Annotated in this window: 16 protein-coding genes; 2 read left to right on the top strand and 14 right to left on the bottom strand. The window is 77.2% G+C overall.

Annotated elements, in window-relative coordinates:
* Position 1 precedes the first annotated feature (1 nt).
* Together SH587_RS19285 and SH587_RS19280 are read left to right on the top strand one after the other, a co-directional pair.
* Positions 2 to 1,093: a GNAT family N-acetyltransferase gene (locus SH587_RS19285; RefSeq protein WP_320672285.1), complete on the top strand. Its 1,092-nt coding sequence runs from the start codon at positions 2 to 4 to the stop codon at positions 1,091 to 1,093.
* On the top strand, positions 1,090 to 2,190 hold the full coding sequence (locus tag SH587_RS19280) for a GNAT family N-acetyltransferase (protein WP_320672284.1): 1,101 nt from the start codon (positions 1,090 to 1,092) through the stop codon (positions 2,188 to 2,190). The genes SH587_RS19285 and SH587_RS19280 overlap by 4 nt, the downstream gene beginning before the upstream one ends.
* Positions 2,191 to 2,196: 6 nt before the next feature.
* Here SH587_RS19280 and SH587_RS19275 read toward each other — a convergent pair whose 3' ends face one another.
* The 14 genes from SH587_RS19275 to SH587_RS19210 form a co-directional block, all read right to left on the bottom strand.
* Positions 2,197 to 3,528 (bottom strand): sugar transferase, encoded by a 1,332-nt coding sequence (locus tag SH587_RS19275; RefSeq protein WP_320672283.1) that lies wholly within the window; start codon positions 3,526 to 3,528, stop codon positions 2,197 to 2,199.
* Positions 3,529 to 3,858: 330 nt separating this feature from the next.
* Positions 3,859 to 4,668 (bottom strand): hypothetical protein, encoded by an 810-nt coding sequence (locus SH587_RS19270; RefSeq protein ID WP_320672282.1) that lies wholly within the window; start codon positions 4,666 to 4,668, stop codon positions 3,859 to 3,861.
* Positions 4,669 to 4,799: 131 nt separating this feature from the next.
* Positions 4,800 to 5,696 (bottom strand): hypothetical protein, encoded by an 897-nt coding sequence (locus SH587_RS19265; protein WP_320672281.1) that lies wholly within the window; start codon positions 5,694 to 5,696, stop codon positions 4,800 to 4,802.
* Between the two features lie 94 nt (positions 5,697 to 5,790).
* Positions 5,791 to 6,303 (bottom strand): hypothetical protein, encoded by a 513-nt coding sequence (locus tag SH587_RS19260; protein ID WP_320672280.1) that lies wholly within the window; start codon positions 6,301 to 6,303, stop codon positions 5,791 to 5,793.
* Complete coding sequence (locus tag SH587_RS19255; protein ID WP_320672279.1) at positions 6,293 to 8,278, bottom strand: O-antigen ligase family protein; 1,986 nt, start codon at positions 8,276 to 8,278, stop codon at positions 6,293 to 6,295. The genes SH587_RS19260 and SH587_RS19255 overlap by 11 nt, the downstream gene beginning before the upstream one ends.
* Positions 8,268 to 8,777, bottom strand: coding sequence for a hypothetical protein (locus tag SH587_RS19250; RefSeq protein ID WP_320672278.1), 510 nt, complete (start codon positions 8,775 to 8,777; stop codon positions 8,268 to 8,270). The genes SH587_RS19255 and SH587_RS19250 overlap by 11 nt, the downstream gene beginning before the upstream one ends.
* A gap of 136 nt (positions 8,778 to 8,913) precedes the next feature.
* Positions 8,914 to 9,900 (bottom strand): NAD-dependent epimerase/dehydratase family protein, encoded by a 987-nt coding sequence (locus SH587_RS19245; RefSeq protein WP_320672277.1) that lies wholly within the window; start codon positions 9,898 to 9,900, stop codon positions 8,914 to 8,916.
* Positions 9,901 to 9,939: 39 nt separating this feature from the next.
* Entirely contained in the window at positions 9,940 to 10,842 is a 903-nt protein-coding gene (locus SH587_RS19240; RefSeq protein ID WP_320672276.1) for a hypothetical protein, read from the bottom strand.
* Entirely contained in the window at positions 10,839 to 12,371 is a 1,533-nt protein-coding gene (locus SH587_RS19235) for a hypothetical protein (RefSeq protein ID WP_320672275.1), read from the bottom strand. Before SH587_RS19235 ends, SH587_RS19240 begins: the two co-directional genes overlap by 4 nt.
* Positions 12,372 to 12,429: 58 nt before the next feature.
* On the bottom strand, positions 12,430 to 13,023 hold the full coding sequence (locus SH587_RS19230; RefSeq protein ID WP_320672274.1) for a methyltransferase family protein: 594 nt from the start codon (positions 13,021 to 13,023) through the stop codon (positions 12,430 to 12,432).
* Between the two features lie 179 nt (positions 13,024 to 13,202).
* Entirely contained in the window at positions 13,203 to 14,564 is a 1,362-nt protein-coding gene (locus SH587_RS19225; protein WP_320672273.1) for a GGDEF domain-containing protein, read from the bottom strand.
* Positions 14,565 to 14,657: 93 nt separating this feature from the next.
* Positions 14,658 to 16,637 carry an acetate--CoA ligase gene (acs, locus tag SH587_RS19220; protein WP_320672272.1) on the bottom strand — a complete coding sequence of 660 codons (1,980 nt, stop codon included), beginning with the start codon at positions 16,635 to 16,637 and terminating at the stop codon, positions 14,658 to 14,660.
* Between the two features lie 161 nt (positions 16,638 to 16,798).
* Positions 16,799 to 18,382 carry a solute symporter family protein gene (locus tag SH587_RS19215; RefSeq protein ID WP_320672271.1) on the bottom strand — a complete coding sequence of 528 codons (1,584 nt, stop codon included), beginning with the start codon at positions 18,380 to 18,382 and terminating at the stop codon, positions 16,799 to 16,801.
* Positions 18,379 to 18,789, bottom strand: coding sequence for a DUF485 domain-containing protein (locus SH587_RS19210; RefSeq protein WP_320672270.1), 411 nt, complete (start codon positions 18,787 to 18,789; stop codon positions 18,379 to 18,381). Before SH587_RS19210 ends, SH587_RS19215 begins: the two co-directional genes overlap by 4 nt.
* Positions 18,790 to 18,872: the final 83 nt, after the last annotated feature.

The following is an 18,872-nucleotide window of genomic DNA, read 5'->3' as shown; positions in this document are numbered from 1 at the left end:
GATGGCGCTGACCGTCGAACGGCGGCCGCTGACGGCGCTGACCGCCGCCGAGCGAGAACAGTGGCGGGCGTTGGCCGCGCGCGCGGTCGAGGCCAACCCGTTCCTGGAACCCGAGCTGCTGGTCCCGGCCGGCGCCCACCTGGAGGGCGGCGAGCGGGTCGAGCTGCTGGTCGTCCGCGACGGCGAGCGGTGGCGCGGCTGCCTGGCCGTGCGGACCCAGCCGAAGTGGTCGGCGCTGTGGCTGCCGTGCGTGCGCAGCTGGCGCAATCCCTACGGCTTCCTCGACACGCCGCTGGTCGACCGCGACCACGTAGGCCCCGTCTGCGCGGCGATCGCCCGCGCCAGCGGCGCCTGGCCGGGACGGGCGTTCCTGGTCGTCGAGCACGCCGCCGACGGCCCGGTGGCCGCCGCGCTGCTGGCCGCAGCGCCGGCCCGCCCGCGGTCGGCGCGGCCGTTCGCCTTCGAGCGGGTCGAGCGGGCGGCGCTGCGGCGGCGGCCGGAGGACGACTACGTCCGCGGCTTCGTCTCCGGCAAGCGGCGGCGCGAGCTGGGCCGCACCCGGCGGCTACTGGAGCGCGAGACGGGCGGCCCCGTCGCGCTGGTCGACGCGACCGGCGACGGGGCGGCGCTCGACCGCTTCCTGGCGCTGGAGAGCGCCGGCTGGAAGGGCCAGGCGGGGACCGCGCTGGCCTCGCGTCCCGGCCACGAGCGGTTCCTGCGCGAGACGGTCGCGGGCTTCGCCGCCGACGGCCGGATCCGGCTGCTGGAGCTGCGCGCGGGCGAGCGGACGGTCGCGGCGCTGCTCTGCGTGGTCGCCGACCGCACGCTCTACACGCTCAAGATCGGCTACGACGAGACGCTCGCCTCCGGTGCGCCGGGGATCCTGCTGCTGGTCGACGTCGCCTCGTGGTTCCACGCCCAGCCCGAGCTCGACGCGGTCGACTCGTGCGCGTCGCCCGACCACCCGACGATCAACCGGCTGTGGCCCGACCGCCGCGGGATCGTCACCCCGGTGCTGCCGGCGGCGGGCGTCGGCGGCCGGCTGACGGTGGCCCTCGATCGCCGGCGGCGGGCCGCGGCGGAGGCGTCGTGAGCGCGCGGGTGCGGCTGATCCCGCCGGCGCGGTTCGCCGAGGCGGAACCGCTCTGGCGGGCGCTCGAGGCCGAGCTGCCGCTGGTGCCGGTGGCCCGCGGCTGGGCCTGGGCGAGCGCCTGGGTGGCGGCCTACGGCGACCTGCTGCCGACCTCCGTCGCCGTCGTCAGCGGCCCCGACGGCAGCGTCTGGGGGATCGCGCTGCTGCCCCGCGGCCGCCGCCGCTTCGGCCCGGTCACGATCCGCTCGCTGTGGATCGGGACCGCCAACCTGCCGGTCGGGTCCGAGGTCTGCGCCGAGTTCACCGGTCCGCTGGCCCGTCCCGGCCGCGAGCGCGAGGTGGTCGCCGCGATCGTCGCCGCGGCCCGCCGCTGGCGCGGCTGGGACGAGCTGCGGGCCGAGGGCCTGGCCGCCGAGGACGCCGAGCGGCTGCGGGCCACCTGGCCGGCGGGGCGGGTCCGGGTGCGCGAGGAGCCGAGCCCCTTCTGCGACCTCGGCGCGCTCGCCCCCGAGGAGGACGTCGCCGCCGCGCTCGGCTCCGGCAGCGCCCGCCGGCGGGCCCGCACCAGCCTGCGGGCGATGGCCCAACGGGGCGTGGTGGAGAGCGAGTGGGCGACCGACCCCGCGCGGGCCGCGGAGCTGCTGGAGGAGCTGATCACGCTCCACCAGGCGCGCTGGACCGCCGACGGCGAGCCGGGCGTGTTCGCCGCCCCGCGGTTCGCGGCCTTCCACCGCGAGCTGGCCCCGCGGCTGGTCGCCGAGGGCCGGGCGACGCTCTTCCGGGCCACCGTCGACGGCCGCACGATCGGCTGTCTGTACCACTTCCTCGACGGCGAGCGGGTGCTCTTCTACCAGTCGGGGCTGGCCGGCTTCGACGACAACCGGCTGCGGCCGGGGATCGTCACCCACCTGCTGTCGATGGAGGCGGCCCGCGAGCGCGGCCTCCGGCTCTACGACTTCCTGGCCGGCGACCAGCGCTACAAGCGCGACCTCAGCAGCGACGCGGCGACGATCAGCGGGCTGACGCTGCGCCGCCGGCGGCTGCGGCTGGCGCTCTACGACGGCGCCCGCCGGGCTCGCGACCGCCGCGCCGGCTAGCGCCGGCTAGGAGGCCAGCGCCATCGTCCGCTCGCCGGCGACCGGCGCGCGGGCGTCGAGTGCCGGCTCGTCGCGGTCGAGCTCGACGACCGCCGCCGGGGCCCGCTCGGCGTCGGCCAGCCGCAGCGCCAGCCGCGGGCCGAGCGCGACCGCGGTCGCCGGGGCGACCACCTGGTGCTGGCGCTCGGCGAACATCCGGATCGTCTCGACGACGACGGCCAGGTCGAGCGCCAGCGAGCGGTGGCGGATGTAGTACAGGTCGTTGCTGAGCTTGACGGCGCTGTCGCGGACCGAATTGGCGTAACCGGCCCGGACGCGGGCCCAGCCGGTGATCCCGGGACGGACCGCGTGGCGGTGGCCGAAGCCGGGGATCTCGCCCTCGAGCCAGGCGGTGATCTCGACCTGCTCGGGCCGCGGACCGACGAAGGCCATCTGGCCGCGGAGGACGTTGAGGATCTGCGGGACCTCGTCGAGGTGGGTCCGGCGCAGGAACGCCCCGATCCGCGTGATCCGCGGGTCGTCGGCGGCCGACCAGTCGCTGCCGCTGCCGCGCATCGTCCGCAGCTTCAGGATCTCGAACGGCACGCCGTAGCGGCCGACGCGGCGCTGGCGGAAGAAGACGCTCCGCTCGCCGTCGAGCAGGATCAGCGGGGCGGAGAGCGCCACCACCAGCAGCACGAAGGGCAGCGTCAGCAGCGCCAGCGCCAGGTCGAGCGCGCGGCGGGCGAGGTCGGCGCGGCGGAAGCGCGTCGGGTGCAGCAGCTCGGCCAGCCAGGCGTCGTCGAGCGACGAGAGCGGCACGATCCCCAGCGCCAGCTCGCAGAAGGCGCCGTGGCCGAGCGCCGGGACGTGGCGGTCGGGACGGACCAGCGCCGCCAGCACCGTCGGCCGCGGCAGGTGGTCGGTGTGGACCAGCAGCTGGGCGCCGGTGGCGGCGATCGTCGCGTCGAGCCGGTCGAGGTCGGTGGTCGCGCCGACGATCCGGAAGCCACCGGCGCCGGTCTCGGTCAGCGTCCGGTGGAGGTCGTCGGCCTCGCTGGCAGTGCCGACGATCAGGACCCGCGTGCCGCGCTCGGCCGGCTGCGGCCCGCGGCGGACCAGCAGCAGGACGGCGAGCGCGGTCAGCAGCGCCCCGGCGGCGCCGGCCAGCGGCAGCGTGCCGGAGATCAGCAGCCCGCCGACGACGACCAGCGCGGTGGCGCCGGTCAGGCGCAGGGCGGGCAGGACGCGGCCGGCGAGCGGCAGCGTGCGGACGGCGGCGGGGGCGCCGTCACCGGCCACCAGCGCCGCCAGGTAGACGAGCGCGACGAGCGCCGACAGCAGCCCGTCGCCGGTCACGAGGCCGAAGGCGAGGGCACCCGCGAGCGCCGGTAGACGCTCGATCAGGCCCCAGCGGCGGGGGCGTGCGGTCGCCGTCCAGTCGCTCCGGAGGGCGGCTGCTGATTGGGGCGCTTCGCCGTCGTACAGCACACCAGCATCGTGCGCGCAACCGCCGTAAACAACCATCCGACCACGGGGGGTTCCCCCGGGTGATTCGCGAGCCCCCCGGCGGTGGGCATCCTTCGGGGAGGCGCGGGTCCACTGATCGGGGGACCCAGGATCCCCCCGGCCGGAACCGGGGGTCGGAGGCCGGTCGCGAGCGGGGTCGCGGACCGGCCTCGGCGGGCCTCAGCCGGCGCTCGGGCCGCGGCCGTTCGGCGGCCAGCCGGGGACCACCGACGACGGCGTCGAGATGCCGAAGACGTAGTCGATCACCGTCGACGGATCGCCGATCTGGAGCTGCTCGCGGAGGTGCGCCTCGACCTCGTCGCGGGTCCGGCCGGAGGCGGCCATCGACAGCGCCACCAGCCGTGCGGCGTCCAGGCGGGCGGCCTCCGAGGGCTCGACGGCGGTCGCCGTCGGGGCGGGCGCGGCGGCGGCCGGCGGGACCTCGACCGGGGCCGCGGGCTCGGGGGCCGGGGCGTCGGCGGCGGGAGCGTCGGGCGCCGCGGGAGCCTCGGCCACGGGGGCCTCGGGGGCGGGCTCGGGCGTGATCGCCGGGGCGGGCACGGCGGCCTCCGCCGGCGGGTCCGGGGTCGCGGGGGCGGGCTCGGCGGCGGCGGGGGCGTCGGCCTCCACCGATCGGGGGGCCGACGCCTCCGGCGCGTGAGCGGCGACGGGGGTCGCGGCGCCGGCGGCGGGCGCGGCGGGCGTCTCGGCGGCGCGGCGGGCGACCAGCGCGTCGAGCCGGCCCTGGAGCGCGGCCAGCCGCTCGAGCTGCCCGTGCACGACCGTGGCCGCGTCGGTCAGGCTGGCCGTGACCTCGCGCAGCTCCTGGACCTCGGCGTCGACCTGCCCGCGGGCGGCGGCGTGCTCGTGCGCGGCGCGCTGCGTGGCCTCCGCCAGGATCGCCTGCGCCTGGTGCTCCGCGGTGGCCAGGATCGCGCCGACGCGCTGCGCGGCCTCGGCGGCGATCGATCGGGTGGGGTTCTCGGACATCGGGTTCCTCGCTGCGGTTCGCGGGGGGACCGGGCGGCGCGGCTCGCGCTCGGGGTCGGGTGGACGATACGCCGCCTCGGCGGGGGTGGAAAGGGCTGCAGGCGGGTTGGCGGACGGGGCCGGCGCGGGCATCAGCGGCGGTCGTCGGCGGTCGGGCGGGGGCCGCCGTTGCGGCGGGCGACGATCGAGGAGGGCGAGCTGAAGACGAACTCGATCACCGGCGCCGGATCCTCGACGCCGAGGTGGCGGCGCAGGTGCTCCTCGACCTCGGACGCGGAGCTGCCGCTGGCCGCCATCGAGAGCGCCACCAGCCGCGCGGCGACGGTCAGGTCGTCGCCGTCGGTCGTCCGCTCGTCGTCGGCCGCGAACGGGTCGTCGGCCGCGTCCTCCTCGAAGACGGTGGCGGGGGCGGCCGTCGGCGGCTCGGGCAGCGGCGGCAGCAGCGGCTCGGGCGTCGGCAGGGGCTCGGGCGTCGGCGCCGGCGGGGCGACCGCGGCGGCCGGGGCCGAGGCCTGGGCGGCGGGGGCCTGGGCGGCAAGGGCCGGCGACGCGGGAGCCGCGACCGGGGCGGGCACGGAGGCGGCCGGCTCCGGGACCGGGACCGCCGCCGGGGCCGACGCGGCGGCGGCCACGGCCGGGGCGGCGGGGGGCGCGACCGGGACCGAGGCGGCCGGCTGCTCGTCGACCAGCCGCTCCAGCCGGCGGGCCTGGACGTCGACGGTGCCGGACGCGGCCAGCAGCTCGCCGACCGTGGTCCGGATCCGCGCCAGCTCGGCGTGGACCTCGGTCAGGGCCCGCTCACGGGTGGCGGCGGCCTCGCGCTCGGCGTCGGCGCGGACGGTCGCCGCCTGGCGCTCGGCGTCGGTCGTCATCGCGGTCGCCCGCTGGCGCGACGCGACCACCAGCGCCCGGGCGTGGCGCTCGGCCGCGACCAGGATCTCCTCGGCCTGCTGCTCGGCGGCGGCCACGACCGCCTCGACGCGGGCGGCGGCACTGGTGGCGATGGGGGGAAGGACGCTGTCGGTCATCGAAGCTCCGTGGTCGGCCCCGGGGCGTGTGTACGCCGCACAAAGGCGCAGGGGCAGGGTGGCAGATGGGGTCGGGGCGCCGGGCGGGTGGTGGTCATCGTGCAGCCTCCCGGCGGGCGCGCTGGCGGCCCGGGACCGCCGGCGACCAGGCCCCGAGCACGCCGTCGACGTGCGGGGTCCAGGGATCGCCACGGACCTCGATCGGCACCAGCACGTCGTCGAGCGACAGCTGGCGCAGACCCTCCAGCAGCAGCTCGATCGCCGCCCCGCTCGGAGGCGTCGGCGGCGCGATCCCGGCGGGCAGCAGGTGCGGACGGACGGCGTCGCCGGGCACGATCGCGGCCCGGATCAGGCGCGCGTGCATCGCCGGCGCCGCCAGCGGCAGCGCCAGCAGCAGGTCGCGGACGCCCGGTCGCGCCGGTCCCGACCCCGGACCGGGATCGTCGTCGCCGTCGAGGCCGGTCATCGCCAGCAGCGTCCGGCGGCCGCTCGTCCAGAGGTCGCAGGCGGTCGCGTAGGTCCGCAGCAGCGTGCCCGCCGGATCGTCGCCGGCGACGCCGATCACGCGCAGCGTCGCGTCGCCCTCGGGTCGCCGGTCAGTCGCCATCGCGAGCGCGGGTCGGGGCGTACAGGCGGCGCTCGATCGCGAGCGGGTCGAGCGGCTGGCGGCGGTCGATCGCCGCGCAGACCTCGCGCACGACCGGGTTCGACGGGTAGCGGCGGGCGGCGACCCGGCAGTCGGCGGCGGCCTCGGCGGTGCGGCCCAGCCGGGCCCGCGCGATCGACCGCTCCAGCCGCCCGAACCACTCGTCGGGGGCCCGTCCGACGGCCCGGGAGAGGGCGGCGTCGGCGGCGGCGAAGCGTCCCCGGCGCAGCTCCAGCAGCCCCTCCAGCGCGGGCGGGGTGGACGAGGGCGTCAGCGCGGCGGCGCGGCGGGCCCAGCTGATCGCGGCGGCCGGATCGGTGCCGGCCAGGTCGGTCGCTCGCTGCTCGGCGGCCGAGGCGGTGGCGAGCACGCCGAACAGCGCCAGCAGCGGCAGCGCGATGGCCAGCGCGGTCCGCGGCCGCTGCGCGCGCGGGGCGTCGGCGTCGGTCGGGGCGGCGGCGCGGGTGCCGCGGGCGACGGCGCCGAGCAGCACCAGCGTCGGCAGCACGACGGCGGGGAAGGCCCAGGTCCAGTCGAACGACGCCTGCAGCAGCACCGCCCCGACGGCGGTCACGGCGACCAGCGCCGGCAGCCGGTCACGGGCCTGGGCCCGCAGCGTCCGGGCGACGCCGACCAGCGCCAGCGCCAGCGCGGCGGCGGCCAGCAGCAGCCCGGGCAGGCCGAGCGCCGCGGCCACGTCGAGCGGTTCGCTGTGCGCGTAGCGGGGCGCCTCGGAGCCGTCGCGGTGCTCCAGGTACGAGACGCGGAAGCCGCCGAGGCCGTCGCCCCGCAGCGGGTTGGCCCGCAGGTCGCGCAGCGCCACCCGGTAGAAGTCGCCGCGGTCCGATCCGAGGCCGCCGCTGAGGCGGGTGTCGCGGGCGTTGATCGTGCCGTAGCCGCTGGTCGTGACGTCGTGCCAGCGGTCGCCGGCGAAGGTCAGCGGGTTGCCGGCCGCGACGGTCGTGGCGGCGAGGGCGACGACGACCACGACCACCAGCGCCCGCCGCCGGCCGCCGATCCCGGGGTCGAGCCGCGGCAGGGCGACCAGCGCGCTCCAGGCGACGGCGCCGATCAGGCCGATCGCCAGCCCGACCAGCAGCGCCTCGGCCCCGGCGGCGTCGAGCCCGTCGCCGGCGGTCCGCACGTCGTGCAGCGACGGCCAGGCGCCGAGCAGCGCCGCGGCCAGCAGCCCGACGGCGGCCAGCGACCGCAGCCGCAGCTCGGTCAGCACCAGCAGCAGCGCGACGGCGGCGACCGCGCTGATGATCGCGCCGCGGCTCTGGGTCAGCACGATCAGGGTCGCGAAGAGGACCGCCGCGCCGAAGCCGGCTCCCGCCACCTGGCGCGAAGCGCGCGCGTCGACGGCGATGCCGAGGGCGACGACCAGGCCCAGCAGCCAGAGCGCGGCGCCGACGTTGACGTAGCCGACGGGCCCCTGCAGCCGCCGGTCGGCGCCCCAGATCCCGAGCGGGTCGTGGGCGGCGCCCCGGAGGACGGTGACCACGGCGACGACGGCGATCGCGGCGACGACCAGCCACAGCAGCCGGCGGAGGTCGTCGGGCGTCCAGCGGCGCAGCAGCGGCAGCGCGAAGGCGAGCAGGTAGAGCAGCCCGCGGATCCCCTCCTCGAAGGCGTCGCCGGGCATCGGGGTCCAGGCGATCGAGGCCAGCCCGAGCAGGGCCAGGGCGGCGCCGCAGACGAGGGCGATCCGCAGCGGCCGCTCGTGGGGCCAGCGGCCGAAGCCGGAGGTCGCGATCGCGACCACCAGCACGGTCAGGGCGCAGCCGACGATGCCCCAGGCGGCGGGCCGCTGGCCGTCGATGAAGGTGGCGAGGCCGGCGCCGAGGACGACCCCGGCGGCGGCCGGCGCCGCGGCTAGGCGCTCGGCGGTCAGCCGCGGAGCCGCGTGCAGGCGCGCGGCGTGCTCAACGGGCATCGCCCGGACGGCGCCGCATCTGGCGCAGCGCCAGGCCGACGGCGAGGCAGGCCAGGCCGCAGGCGGCGAGGATGCCGACGTTGGCCCCGGTGAAGGGGAGCGAGCTGGCGGAGGCGCTGGTCGGGCCGTTGCCGCCCGATCCGGAGCCCGGGCCGGCGCCGCCGGCGTTCGGGTCGCCGCTGGCGGTGGCCGGGGCGCCGCCGCCGTTGTCGGGATCGCAGTTCGCGCCCGAGCCGCTGCCGGCCGAGCCGCTGCCGGCGGTGCTGCCGCCGGCGGTGCCGCCGGCAGCGCAGGCACCGGCCGCGCCGCCGCCGTTGTTGCAGGCGCCGCCGTTGCCGTTCGCTCCGGCGCCGCCGGAGCCGGAGCCACAGGAGGGCGCGGGCACGGGCACGTCGCCGTAGCCGGTCTGTAGCGGAGTCTGGGCCTGGGCGGCCGGCGCGGTGGTGAGCGCGGCGCAGGTCAGGAGCAGGACCATGCGGCGGACGACGGTCGTGGACACGACGGCCATATTCGGACGTCGCGTCGGCGTACACCATCGGCCGAGCGGTGGGTCCGGCGGTGGATCTCGCGCTCCCCCGATCTCCACCGATCGGGGGAGGACGGCGCGCGATCGGTGGATCGCCCGTGGGATCCGGTCAGGCGCGGCCGGCGCGTCGCTCGCCGACCCACTCGAGGGTCCGGCGGAGGCCGTCGACGAGGTCGGTGGCGGTGGTGAAGCCGAGCGCGTCGGCGGCGTGGCGGACGTCGAGGCAGGAGTCGACGACCTCGCCGGCGCGGGGGGCGTCGAAGGCGGTGGGGGCGAAGCGCGCGTCGATCCCCGCGGCCTCGCCGGCGGCGGCGACGGCGTCGACCAGCTCGAGCACCGAGGTCGCGCGACCGGTGCCGACGTTGACGGTGCCGGTGAGGGACGAGGCGGCGGCCCGCAGCTGGGCACGGACGACGTCGCCGACGAAGACGAAGTCGCGGGTCTGGAGCCCGTCGCCGTAGATCGTCGGGGCCTCGCCGGCCAGCAGCCGGTCGCAGAAGATCGCGATCACGCCGGCCTCGCCGAGCGGGTCCTGGCGCGGGCCGTAGACGTTGGCCAGGCGGAGGGTGGCGGTCGAGAGGCCGTGGAGGCGGGCGTACCAGGCGCAGTACTGCTCGGCGCAGAGCTTGCTGGTGCCGTAGGCGGCGAGCGGCCGCTCGGGGGCGGACTCGGGGGTCGGGACGACGTCGGCGGTGCCGTAGATCGCCCCGCCGGTCGAGGTGTTGATGACCCGGCGGACGCCGTGGCGGCGTGCCGACTCCAGCAGGTTGACCGTGCCGACGACGTTGACGGTGGCGTCGTGGGCGGGGTCCTCGACCGACCGCCGGACGTCGATCTGGGCGGCGAGGTGGAAGATCAGCTCCGGGCGGGCGGCGGCGACGGCGGCGTCGAGGGCGGGGGCGTCGCGGACGTCGACCTCGACCAGCGTCGCGCCGCGCTCGAGGGCCGGGTCGAGGTTCTCGCGGCGGCCGGTGCTGAGGTCGTCGAGGACGGTGACGGCGTGGCCGTCGTCGAGCAGGGCGTCGACCACGTTCGAGCCGATGAAGCCCGCTCCTCCGGTGACGACGGTGCGGGGGGCGGCGGTCGGTTCGGGCATCGGGGCCGGAGCGTAGAGGAGGGTCGGCGCGCGGGGCGCTCAGCGTCGGCGGGCGAGCGGCCGGCGGCGGCTGGGGCGCGGGGCGGGGGCCGGGTCGGTGGCGACGGGGGTGGCGTGGGGGTGGGGAGGCGCGGCCGGAGCGGTCGCGGTGGTCGCGGCGGGCGCGGACGCGGGGTCGGATGTGGGTGCCGGAGCGGGCGCGGGCGGCCCGGCGAGGGCGACCAGCAGCGCCTGGGCGATCGAGCGCAGGCGCAGCAGCCGCTGGGCCTCGTCGTGGATCTGGCCGATCGCGTCGGCGGCCTCGTCGGCGAGCTGCTGGAGGCGCAGGGCGCGGGCGCGATCGGCGGCCGAGGCGTCGTCGGCGAGGGCGGTGGCGCGGTCACGGGCCTCGGTGACGAGGACGGCAGCCTGGCGCTGGGCCTCGTCGACGACGGCGGCGATGTCGTCGTCGGAGGGAGGGAGGGGGGCGGCGGCGGGGTTGGCGGCCGAGGCCGGGGCCTGCGGGCGAGAGGGCCGCGCGGGCGGCGGGATCGCGGGCGCCGTCCCGGTTCCGGTCGGGGAGGGCCCGGCGGGCGACGGGGCAGCCGTTGCGGTCCGCGCCGGGGAGACGGTCGAAGGCGGGGACGCGGTCCGTGCCGGGGCGAGCGCCGCGGCCGACGGGCCGGCGACCGCAGCCGTGGTGCGTGACGGCGGGCGTCCCGCGGGCGAGGAGAGCAGCGGTGCCGGCAGCGCCAGCGCGGGCGGGGTCGCCAGCGGGGGCCGGGGCGGCCGGCGGCGGAGGGCGAAGGCGAGGGCGACGAGCCCGATCGCCAGCAGTCCCCCGGAGGCGACGGCGGCGGCCCAGGCGAGGTCGGCCGGCAGCCAGCGGAGACCGGCGACGGCGCCGACCACGGCCAGCGCCAGGGCGGTCGCCGCGACGGCGAGGGCGAGCCAGCGGTTCACGATCGGCTCCCGCTGCGCGGCGGCCAGCCGGGGACGACGGTCGAGGGCGTCGAGAGCCCGAAGACGTAGTCGACGATCGCCGACGGATCGGCCACCCCCAGCTCGTCGCGCAGGTGCGTGGCGACCGCCTCGGCCGACCGACCCGACGCGGCCATCGAGAGCGCGACCAGCCGCGCGGCGTCGAGCTGCGGGTCGTCCTCGGGCGGGGCGGGAGCCGGGTCGGCGCGGTCGTCGTCCGCGGTGACGCCGGGGTCCGGGGCAGGAGCCGGGGCGGACGTCGGCGCGAGGTCGGAGGCGGCGGCGTCGGCCACCGGCTCGGGCGCTGCGTTGGCCGTCACTGAGGCGGCGTCGGCCGTCAGATCGGAGGCCGGCTCGGCCGGGCTGTCCGCTGCCGCGTCGGTCGCCGCCGGCCCGACGGCCGCCGTCGGCTCGGAGACGGCGCCGGTCGGGTCGCCGGCCGTCGAGCCGGCGGCCACCGGGTCACCCGCCGCCGGGTCGGCGACCGCCGGGTCAGCCACCGCCGGGCCGCCCACCGCCGGGTCGACGGCCACCCTCGGCCGGGAAGCGGCCACCGCCGGGTCACCCGCCGCCGGGCCACCCACCGCCGGGGCATCCGCCGCCGGGCCGCCCACCGCCGGGCCGCCCACCGCCGGGCCGACGGCCACCCTCGGCCGGGGAGCGCCCACCGCCGAGCCACCCACCGCCGGGTCATCCACCGCCGGGTCCCCCGCCGCCGGGTCGAGGGGCATCGCCACCTCGGACGTGGCGTCGACCGGGTCGCCCGCCGCCACGCGGTCCACCACGGCATCGCCCGCCGCCGCGCCTGCTCCCGTCGGGGCAGCGGCCGCCCTCGGGTCGGACGCCGTCGGAGCCACCCCGCCCACGGCCGGGCCGGCGGTCACCGCCCGGCGACCATCGGCCCCCGCGTCACCCGCCGCCGCGCCCCCAGCCACGCCCCCGCCGTCGCCCGTTCCCGGCTGGCCCTCCGCCAGCACCTCCGCCATCTGGTCGCGCAACGCGGACAGGCGCTGCAGCTGCTCGTAGAGCGTCGCCGCCGCGCCGATCGCGCTGCTCGTCACGTCGTGCAGGGCCCGGGCCTGCTCCTCGATCGTGCGTCGCGCGGCGGCCTGGCGGGCGGCGACGTCGCGCTCGGCGTCGCGCACGATCGTCTGGGCCTCCTGCTCGGCGGCGTGGACGACAGCGGCCACGCGCTCGGCCATCCGGCCGGCGATCGAGTCGGTCGGGATCTCGGCCATCGCTCGTCCTCTTCCTGCTTCGGCGTGCGTCGGCCCCCCGAACACGTTGCGCCAGCGTACGGTGGCCACCGGCGGAACCCGAAGTGGCGTCACTCCACCCCTGCCCGCGCGAACTGGCGTCATTCGACGCCGCTCAGCGGGATCGAATGACGCCACCTCAGGTGGGCAGGGTCGGAATGACGCCGGAAGGGCGTGGGAGGGGCAAACGTCACATGCTCCGGCCGTCCGCGAGGCCGTGCCACGTTCGCCCCCGCCGGCGGGGCACGACGTCACATGGCCCGCGAGGAGGGCGGCGGCGTGTCACCTTCGCCCCGCCGCCCCGCCCCGCCCCTCACCGCACCCGTGGCAGGAACCGACCCGTTCGCCGCGCCCAGGCCCAATACGTCGTCCCGTGCACGGCCCGCAGGTGCGGCTCCTCGACCCGGATCGCCTGCAGCACCGCCCCGACCGCCAGCAGCGCCGCGCCGACCGCGCCGATCAGCGTCGGGGAGAGCAGCGTCACGCCCAGGCCGATCGCGATCATGCCGCCGTAGATCGGGTGCCGCACCTGGGCGAACGGGCCGTCGGTGACCAGCCGCAGCCGCTCGCCGTCGTCCTGGCCGACCCGCCACGCCTCGCGCATCGTCAGCTGGGCCCAGAACGCCCAGCCGCAGCCGCCGATCAGCAGCACGAAGCCGACGGCGTGGGTCAGGAACGCGTCGGCCGGCTCCCACGCCCAGCCGACGTCGAGCAGGTCGAGCGCCGGCCCCAGCCCGGTCAGCAGCGTGCCCCCGGCCAGCAGCGCCCGGGCCGTCCGCGGTGGCCCCGCCGGCACCGCGGCCAGGACGATCCCGCTGCCGCCCGTCCACCGCCGCTGGAGCGCGATCCGCACCGGCAGCAGCAGCACGAGCGCGAGCAGCGCACCGGAGAGGGCGACGGCGGACACGGCCCCAGCCTGACAGGCCACGCCGCCGCTGACACGATCCGCCGATCTGCCCAATGCGCGCCGAACCCGCTCGCGACGCGCCCCCAACGCCCGCCCGCACCCGCTCGCGACGCGCCCCGACCGCCCGCCCGAACCCACTGGCGACGCGCCCCAAAGCGCCCCCGAACCCGCCCCCCCCCTCAGCGCAGCGGCCGCTCGATCGCGGCCGCGCTCAGCGACCGCGGATGGCGGGTCGGCGCCTCGGGATCGGCCACCCGGATCCGGTCGCGGCCGGCCGCCTTCGCCCGGTAGAGCGCGGCGTCGGCCCGCGCCAGCGCCGCCGTCAGCCGCTCCTCGTCGTCGCCCAGCTCGGCGATCCCGACGCTGGCCGTCATCCGCAGCCCCGGCGCCTCGGGCACCCGCGTCTCGCGCAGCGCGGTCAGCAGCCGGCCGATGATCGCCGCCGCCCGTTGACGGTCGCAGCCCGGCAGCACGATCAGGAACTCCTCGCCGCCGAGCCGGCCGATCACGTCGGAGTCGCGCAGCGCGTGGCGGATCGTCCGCCCGGTCGCCGCCAGCGCGCGGTCGCCGGTCGCGTGGCCGTGACCGTCGTTGATCGCCTTGAAGTGGTCCAGGTCGAGCACCGCCACCGACGCCACCAGCTGCTCCTCGCGGGCCATCCGCCGCGCCCGCGCCAGCGCCGAGCGCCGCGTCAGCACCCCCGTCAGGTCGTCGTGCTCGGCGTCGTGGCGGAGCTGCGCGCGGGCGTCCGCGAGGTCGCGGTGGAGGTGGCCGATCTCGGCCAGCAGCGCCGCCGGCAGGGTCGCGCTCGCGACCACCACGACCAGCACCGAGGCGGCCCCGCCGACGGTCGTCAGCGACCCGCCGACGACCCCCAGCACCGCGTCCAGCAGCGACGCCGTCACCACCAGCAGCAGCCACCGCTCGAGCGGCCCGAACGCCCGCCGGTCGACCACCGGCAGCGCTGCGATCGCCAGCAGCACCACCCAGGCCCCGCCGGTCACCGCCAGCCCGGCGTCGCGATCGGCCCCCGCCAGCCCCGGCACGACCGCGGCCAGGCCCAGCGCCAGGCCGGCCAGCGCCAGCGCCGCCGGCAGCGCCGCCGCGACCGCCCGCAGGGCCTGGGCGTCGCGGTCCGCGGGCGCCGGACGGGCCCCGTCGGCGGCTGGGCGCGGGGCGACGCTGGCCGCGATCCCGAGCGGCAGCGCCGCGTGCCAGGCGATCCACAGCCAGGCCGACCGCGCCGGCTCGTCGCCGAGGCCGCCGGCCGCGGCCAGCACGTAGGCCCCGACCAGGACGGCCGAGACGACGAAGGTGGCGGTCAGCGCCAGCAGCCGGCGGTCGCCGCTGCGGACGTAGCGCTGCGCCAGCAGGACCGCGGTCAGGCCCTGGCAGAAGGCCGCCAGCAGCAGCAGCGCGGCCGGTGGCCCGATGTCGATCCCCAGCTCGACCGTAGCCGCCGGCACCAGCGCGCAGCCGGCGACCAGCAGCGCGCACGAGAGCACGCGCGGGGTCGGGCGGAGGGGGGACGCCAGGTGCACGGTGTCCTCAGTATCGACCGCAGGCCCGGGACTCACGCCGTTCAGTGGACATCCGTCCACCGTGGCGCGGTCGCCGGCCGCCGCTGTAACGGTTCAGGCGCCCGCGTCCCAGCGCTCCTTCAGCGCGTCGACCACGGTCGGGTCGGCGAGCGTGGTCGTGTCACCCAGGTCGCGGCCCTCGGCGATGTCGCGCAGCAGCCGCCGCATGATCTTGCCGGAGCGGGTCTTCGGCAGGTCCTGGGTGAAGACGATCCGCTTCGGCCGCGCCAGCTTGCCGATCCGGTCGGCCACCTGGCCGTTGATCTCGGCGGTCAGCTCGTCCGAGGCCGCGACCCCGCCCTGGAGCGTCACGTAGGCGACGATCGCCTGGCCGGTCAGGTCGTCGGCCTTCGCCACCACCGCCGACTCGGCGACGTGGGGGTGGGCGACGATCGCCGACTCGACCTCGGCCGTCGAGAGCCGGTGGCCGGAGACGTTGATCACGTCGTCGACGCGGCCGATCACCCAGATGTAGCCGTCGCCGTCGATCCGCGCCGAGTCGCCGACGAAGTAGGTGGTCGAGCCGAACCGGTCCCAGTAGGTCGAGCGGTAGCGGTCCGGGTCCTGGTAGAGCGTCCGCAGCATCGAGGGCCACGGCCGCGGGATCGCCAGCAGCCCCTCGCCCTCGCTGACCGGCGCGCCGCTCTCGGCGTCGAGCACCTGGACCTCGTAGCCGGGCAGCGGGGTCCCGGCCGAGCCCGGCTTGGCGTCGTCGATCGCCGGCAGGGTGGTGATCACGATCGCGCCGGTCTCGGTCTGCCACCAGGTGTCGACCACCGGGCAGCGCTCGCCGCCGACCACGTGCCAGTACCAGAGCCAGGCCTTCGGGTTGATCGGCTCGCCGACCGACCCGAGCAGCTTCAGCGACGACAGGTCGTGCGGCGCGACGTGCTCGACGCCCCACTTCATGCAGGCCCGGATCGCCGTCGGCGCGGTGTAGAACTTCGTCACCTTGCGCTGGGCGATCAGCTCCCACCAGATGCCCTTGTGCGGGTAGTCGGGGGCGCCCTCGTACATCACCGACGTCGCCCCGTTGGCCAGCGGCCCGTAGACGATGTAGCTGTGGCCGGTGATCCAGCCGACGTCGGCCGAGCAGAAGTAGACGTCGTCCTCCTGCAGGTCGAAGACCTGGCGGTGGGTGGTCGCGACGCCGGTCAGGTAGCCGCCGGTCGTGTGTTGGATCCCCTTCGGCTTCGCGGTCGAGCCGGAGGAGTAGAGGATGAAGAGCGGCGCCTCGGCGTCCATCGGCTCCGGCGCGGCGGGCTCGGCGGCGGCGACGACCTCGTCGAACCAGACGTCGCGGCCCTCGGTCATCGGCACCTCGACGCCAGCGTTGCGGACGACGACGATCGTCTCGAGCGCGGCCAGCTCGCCCATCGTGCGGTCGACCTCGGGCTTGACCGGGGCGGTCTTGCCCTTGCGGCGGGCGCCGTCGGCGGTCACCAGGACCTTGGCCCCGGAGACCTCCATCCGCTCGGCCACCGAGCCGGCCGAGAAGCCGCCGAAGACGACGTTGTGGACGGCGCCGATCCGGGTGCAGGCGAGCATCGCCACGACGACCTCGGGGATCATCGGCAGGTAGATGCCGACGACGTCGCCGGGGCCGACGCCGAGCGCCTTCAGCGCGCCGGCGAACTTGGCGGTCTGGTCGAGCAGCTCGGCGTAGGTGACGTCGCGGGTCTCGCCCTCCTCGCCGTGCCAGTGGTAGGCGACCTTGTCGCCCCGCCCGGCCTCGACGTGGCGGTCGAGGCAGTTGTCGGAGACGTTGATCCGGCCGCCCTCGAACCAGCGGTAGAAGGGTGCGTCGCCGTCGCTGAGGACGGTCTCCCAGGGGGTCGACCAGCGCAGCTTGCCGGCCTGCTCGGCCCAGTAGCCGACCGGGTCGGCGGCGGCGCGCGCCCGCAGCTGCGGGTCGGTGATCTCGGCCTCGGCGGAGAATCCGGCCGGGGGCGGGAAGCGCTCCTGGCCGAGCAGCTCGGCCAGCCGGGTCTCGACCGAGTCCTCGGTCAGGTCGCGCGCGTTCTGGGTCGTCATCGGGTGGTGCTCCTCACCGTTGCTCCTCGTCCTCGAACCTACACCCGCGCCGCCGCGATCCGCACGGTTGCGGCAACGTTGGCGCGGGAGTCCCCCCGCGTGGCGGATGGGCCCCGACGTCCGGGGCCGATCCGCCACGCGAGCGGGAAGGGGGGGGCCGCTCAGTGGGCCGCGGCCTGCTCGGCGCCGAGGCCGGTCTCCGAGCGGACGTGCAGCTCGGTGAAGCGGGCCTCGGAGCTGCGGTCGCTCGACAGCACCGTCCCGAGCCAGCAGCCGAAGAACCCGAGCGGGATCGAGACGATCCCCGGGTTGCCCAGCTCCCAGCCGATCGGCGAGCCGCCGGGCCCGGGCCAGACGCCGGGGCTGACGATGATCAGCGCGATCGCCGAGGTGACCCCGAAGGCGACGCCGGTCAGGGCGCCGGCGGTGTTGAACCGCTTCCAGGTCAGGGCCAGCAGCAGCGCCGGGAAGTTGGCCGAGGCCGCGACCGCGAACGCCAGGCCGACCATGAACGAGACGTTCAGCCCCTCGCCGCCGATCACCGCGATCGCGATCGCGATCACGCCGATCGCGACGGCGGCGATCCGGCCCGCCCACAGCTCCTCGCCCTCCGAGGCGCGGCCCTTCTTGACGATCCCGTTCCAGACGTCGTGCGCGACCGCGCCCGAGGCGGAGATCACCAGCCCGGCGACGACGGCCAGGATCGTGGCGAAGGCGACCGCGGCGATGATCGCCAGGAACAGGTCGCCGCCGAAGGTGCCGGCGCCGCCGCCGATGAACTCGGCCAGCCGCGGCGCGGCGAGGTTGCCGGCCTTGTCGATCGTGCCCTCGACGGGGGTCCCGCCGAGCAGCGCGCGGGCGCCGAAGCCGAGCGCGGTGGTCATCAGGTAGAAGGCGCCGATCAGGCCGATCGCCCAGACCACCGACGTCCGTGCCGCCTTCGCCGTCGGAACGGTGAAGAACCGCATCAGGATGTGCGGCAGGCCGGCGGTGCCGAGCACCAGGCCGAGCCCGAGCGAGACGGTGTCGATCGGGTTGGTGAACTTCAGGCCCGGGGCCAGGTAGTCCTTGCCGGCCGGGCTGGCGTCGCGCGCGTCGGTGAAGAGGTGGAGCGGGTTGCCGCCGATCTTGATCAGCACCAGCACGGTCAGGACGGTCGTCGCCACCATCAGCAGCACCGCCTTCACGATCTGCACCCAGGTGGTGGCGAGCATGCCGCCGAAGATCACGTAGCAGAGCATGAACAGCCCGGTCAGCAGCACCGCGAGCTGGAAGTCGATCCCGACCAGGGCCGAGATCAGCACGCCGGCGCCGACCATCTGCGCGATCAGGTAGAAGGCGGCCACGGTCAGGGTCCCGATCGCCGCGGCCGACCGCGCCGGCGTCTGCTTGAGCCGGAAGGCCAGCACGTCGGCGATCGTGAACTTGCCGGCGTTGCGCATCTTCTCCGCCAGCAGGAAGAGCACGGTCAGGAACGCGACCAGGAAGCCGACGGAGTAGAGGAAGCCGTCGAAGCCGAAGAAAAAGATCAGGCCGGCGATCCCCAGGAACGAGGCGGCCGACATGTAGTCGCCGGCGATCGCGAAGCCGTTCTGGACCCCGCTGATGCCGCGGCCGGCGGCCCAGAACTGAGCGGTCGAGGTGGTCCGCTTGCTGGCCCACCAGGTGATCGCCAGCGTGACCGCGACGACGACGGCGAAGATCGAGAGCGCGAGCCCGTTGGTCTCGGCGAGCGGCAGGCTCATCGCGGGCCTCCCGCCGGGATCGTGGTCGCGGCCGGGGCGCGGCGGGCGTCGGCGGCGACCGCCGCGGAGGACGGGGTCTCGGCACCCGCGGCCCGCGCCAGCGCCTGCTCGCGGAGCGGGTCGAAGACCTCCCGCGAGCGGCGGACGTAGGCCAGCGCCAGCCCGAAGGTCATCGCGAACTGGCTGAGCGCGAAGACGTAGCCGACGGTCAGGCCGTCGACCAGGAACTCGCTGCCCATGAAGTCCGACGCGTAGCCGGCCAGCAGGATGAACAGCAGGTACCAGCTGAGGAAAAAGACGGTCGCCGGCAGCACCCAGCGGCGCTTGCGGACGACCAGCTCCTGGAACTCGGGCGACGCCTCGACCTGCTCCCAGGTCGGTTCGTCGGGTGGAACGGGGGTGGACATCGCTGCCTCCGTGATCGAGCGGCCGCGGGGCCGCGCTGCAGCCACCCGGACGCGGTCGTCCCGGTGGCCCTCGTCTCCTCGCG

The organism is Patulibacter defluvii, assembly GCF_034096925.1.
In the GTDB taxonomy this organism is placed as follows: domain Bacteria; phylum Actinomycetota; class Thermoleophilia; order Solirubrobacterales; family Solirubrobacteraceae; genus Patulibacter; species Patulibacter defluvii.
Note: the sequence above shows the minus strand (reverse complement) of the source record. Positions and strands in the feature narration are given on the sequence as shown.

Excerpts from the sequence above, each read along its gene's own strand:
- SH587_RS19285 (WP_320672285.1), top strand. The coding sequence starts at position 2 with ATGGCGCTGACCGTCGAACGGCGGCCGCTGACGGCGCTGACCGCCGCC.
- SH587_RS19270 (WP_320672282.1), bottom strand. The coding sequence starts at position 4,668 with ATGTCCGAGAACCCCACCCGATCGATCGCCGCCGAGGCCGCGCAGCGC.
- SH587_RS19265 (WP_320672281.1), bottom strand. The coding sequence starts at position 5,696 with ATGACCGACAGCGTCCTTCCCCCCATCGCCACCAGTGCCGCCGCCCGC.
- SH587_RS19260 (WP_320672280.1), bottom strand. The coding sequence starts at position 6,303 with ATGGCGACTGACCGGCGACCCGAGGGCGACGCGACGCTGCGCGTGATC.
- SH587_RS19255 (WP_320672279.1), bottom strand. The coding sequence starts at position 8,278 with ATGCCCGTTGAGCACGCCGCGCGCCTGCACGCGGCTCCGCGGCTGACC.
- SH587_RS19245 (WP_320672277.1), bottom strand. The coding sequence starts at position 9,900 with ATGCCCGAACCGACCGCCGCCCCCCGCACCGTCGTCACCGGAGGAGCG.
- acs (WP_320672272.1), bottom strand. The coding sequence starts at position 16,637 with ATGACGACCCAGAACGCGCGCGACCTGACCGAGGACTCGGTCGAGACC.
- SH587_RS19215 (WP_320672271.1), bottom strand. The coding sequence starts at position 18,382 with ATGAGCCTGCCGCTCGCCGAGACCAACGGGCTCGCGCTCTCGATCTTC.
- SH587_RS19210 (WP_320672270.1), bottom strand. The coding sequence starts at position 18,789 with ATGTCCACCCCCGTTCCACCCGACGAACCGACCTGGGAGCAGGTCGAG.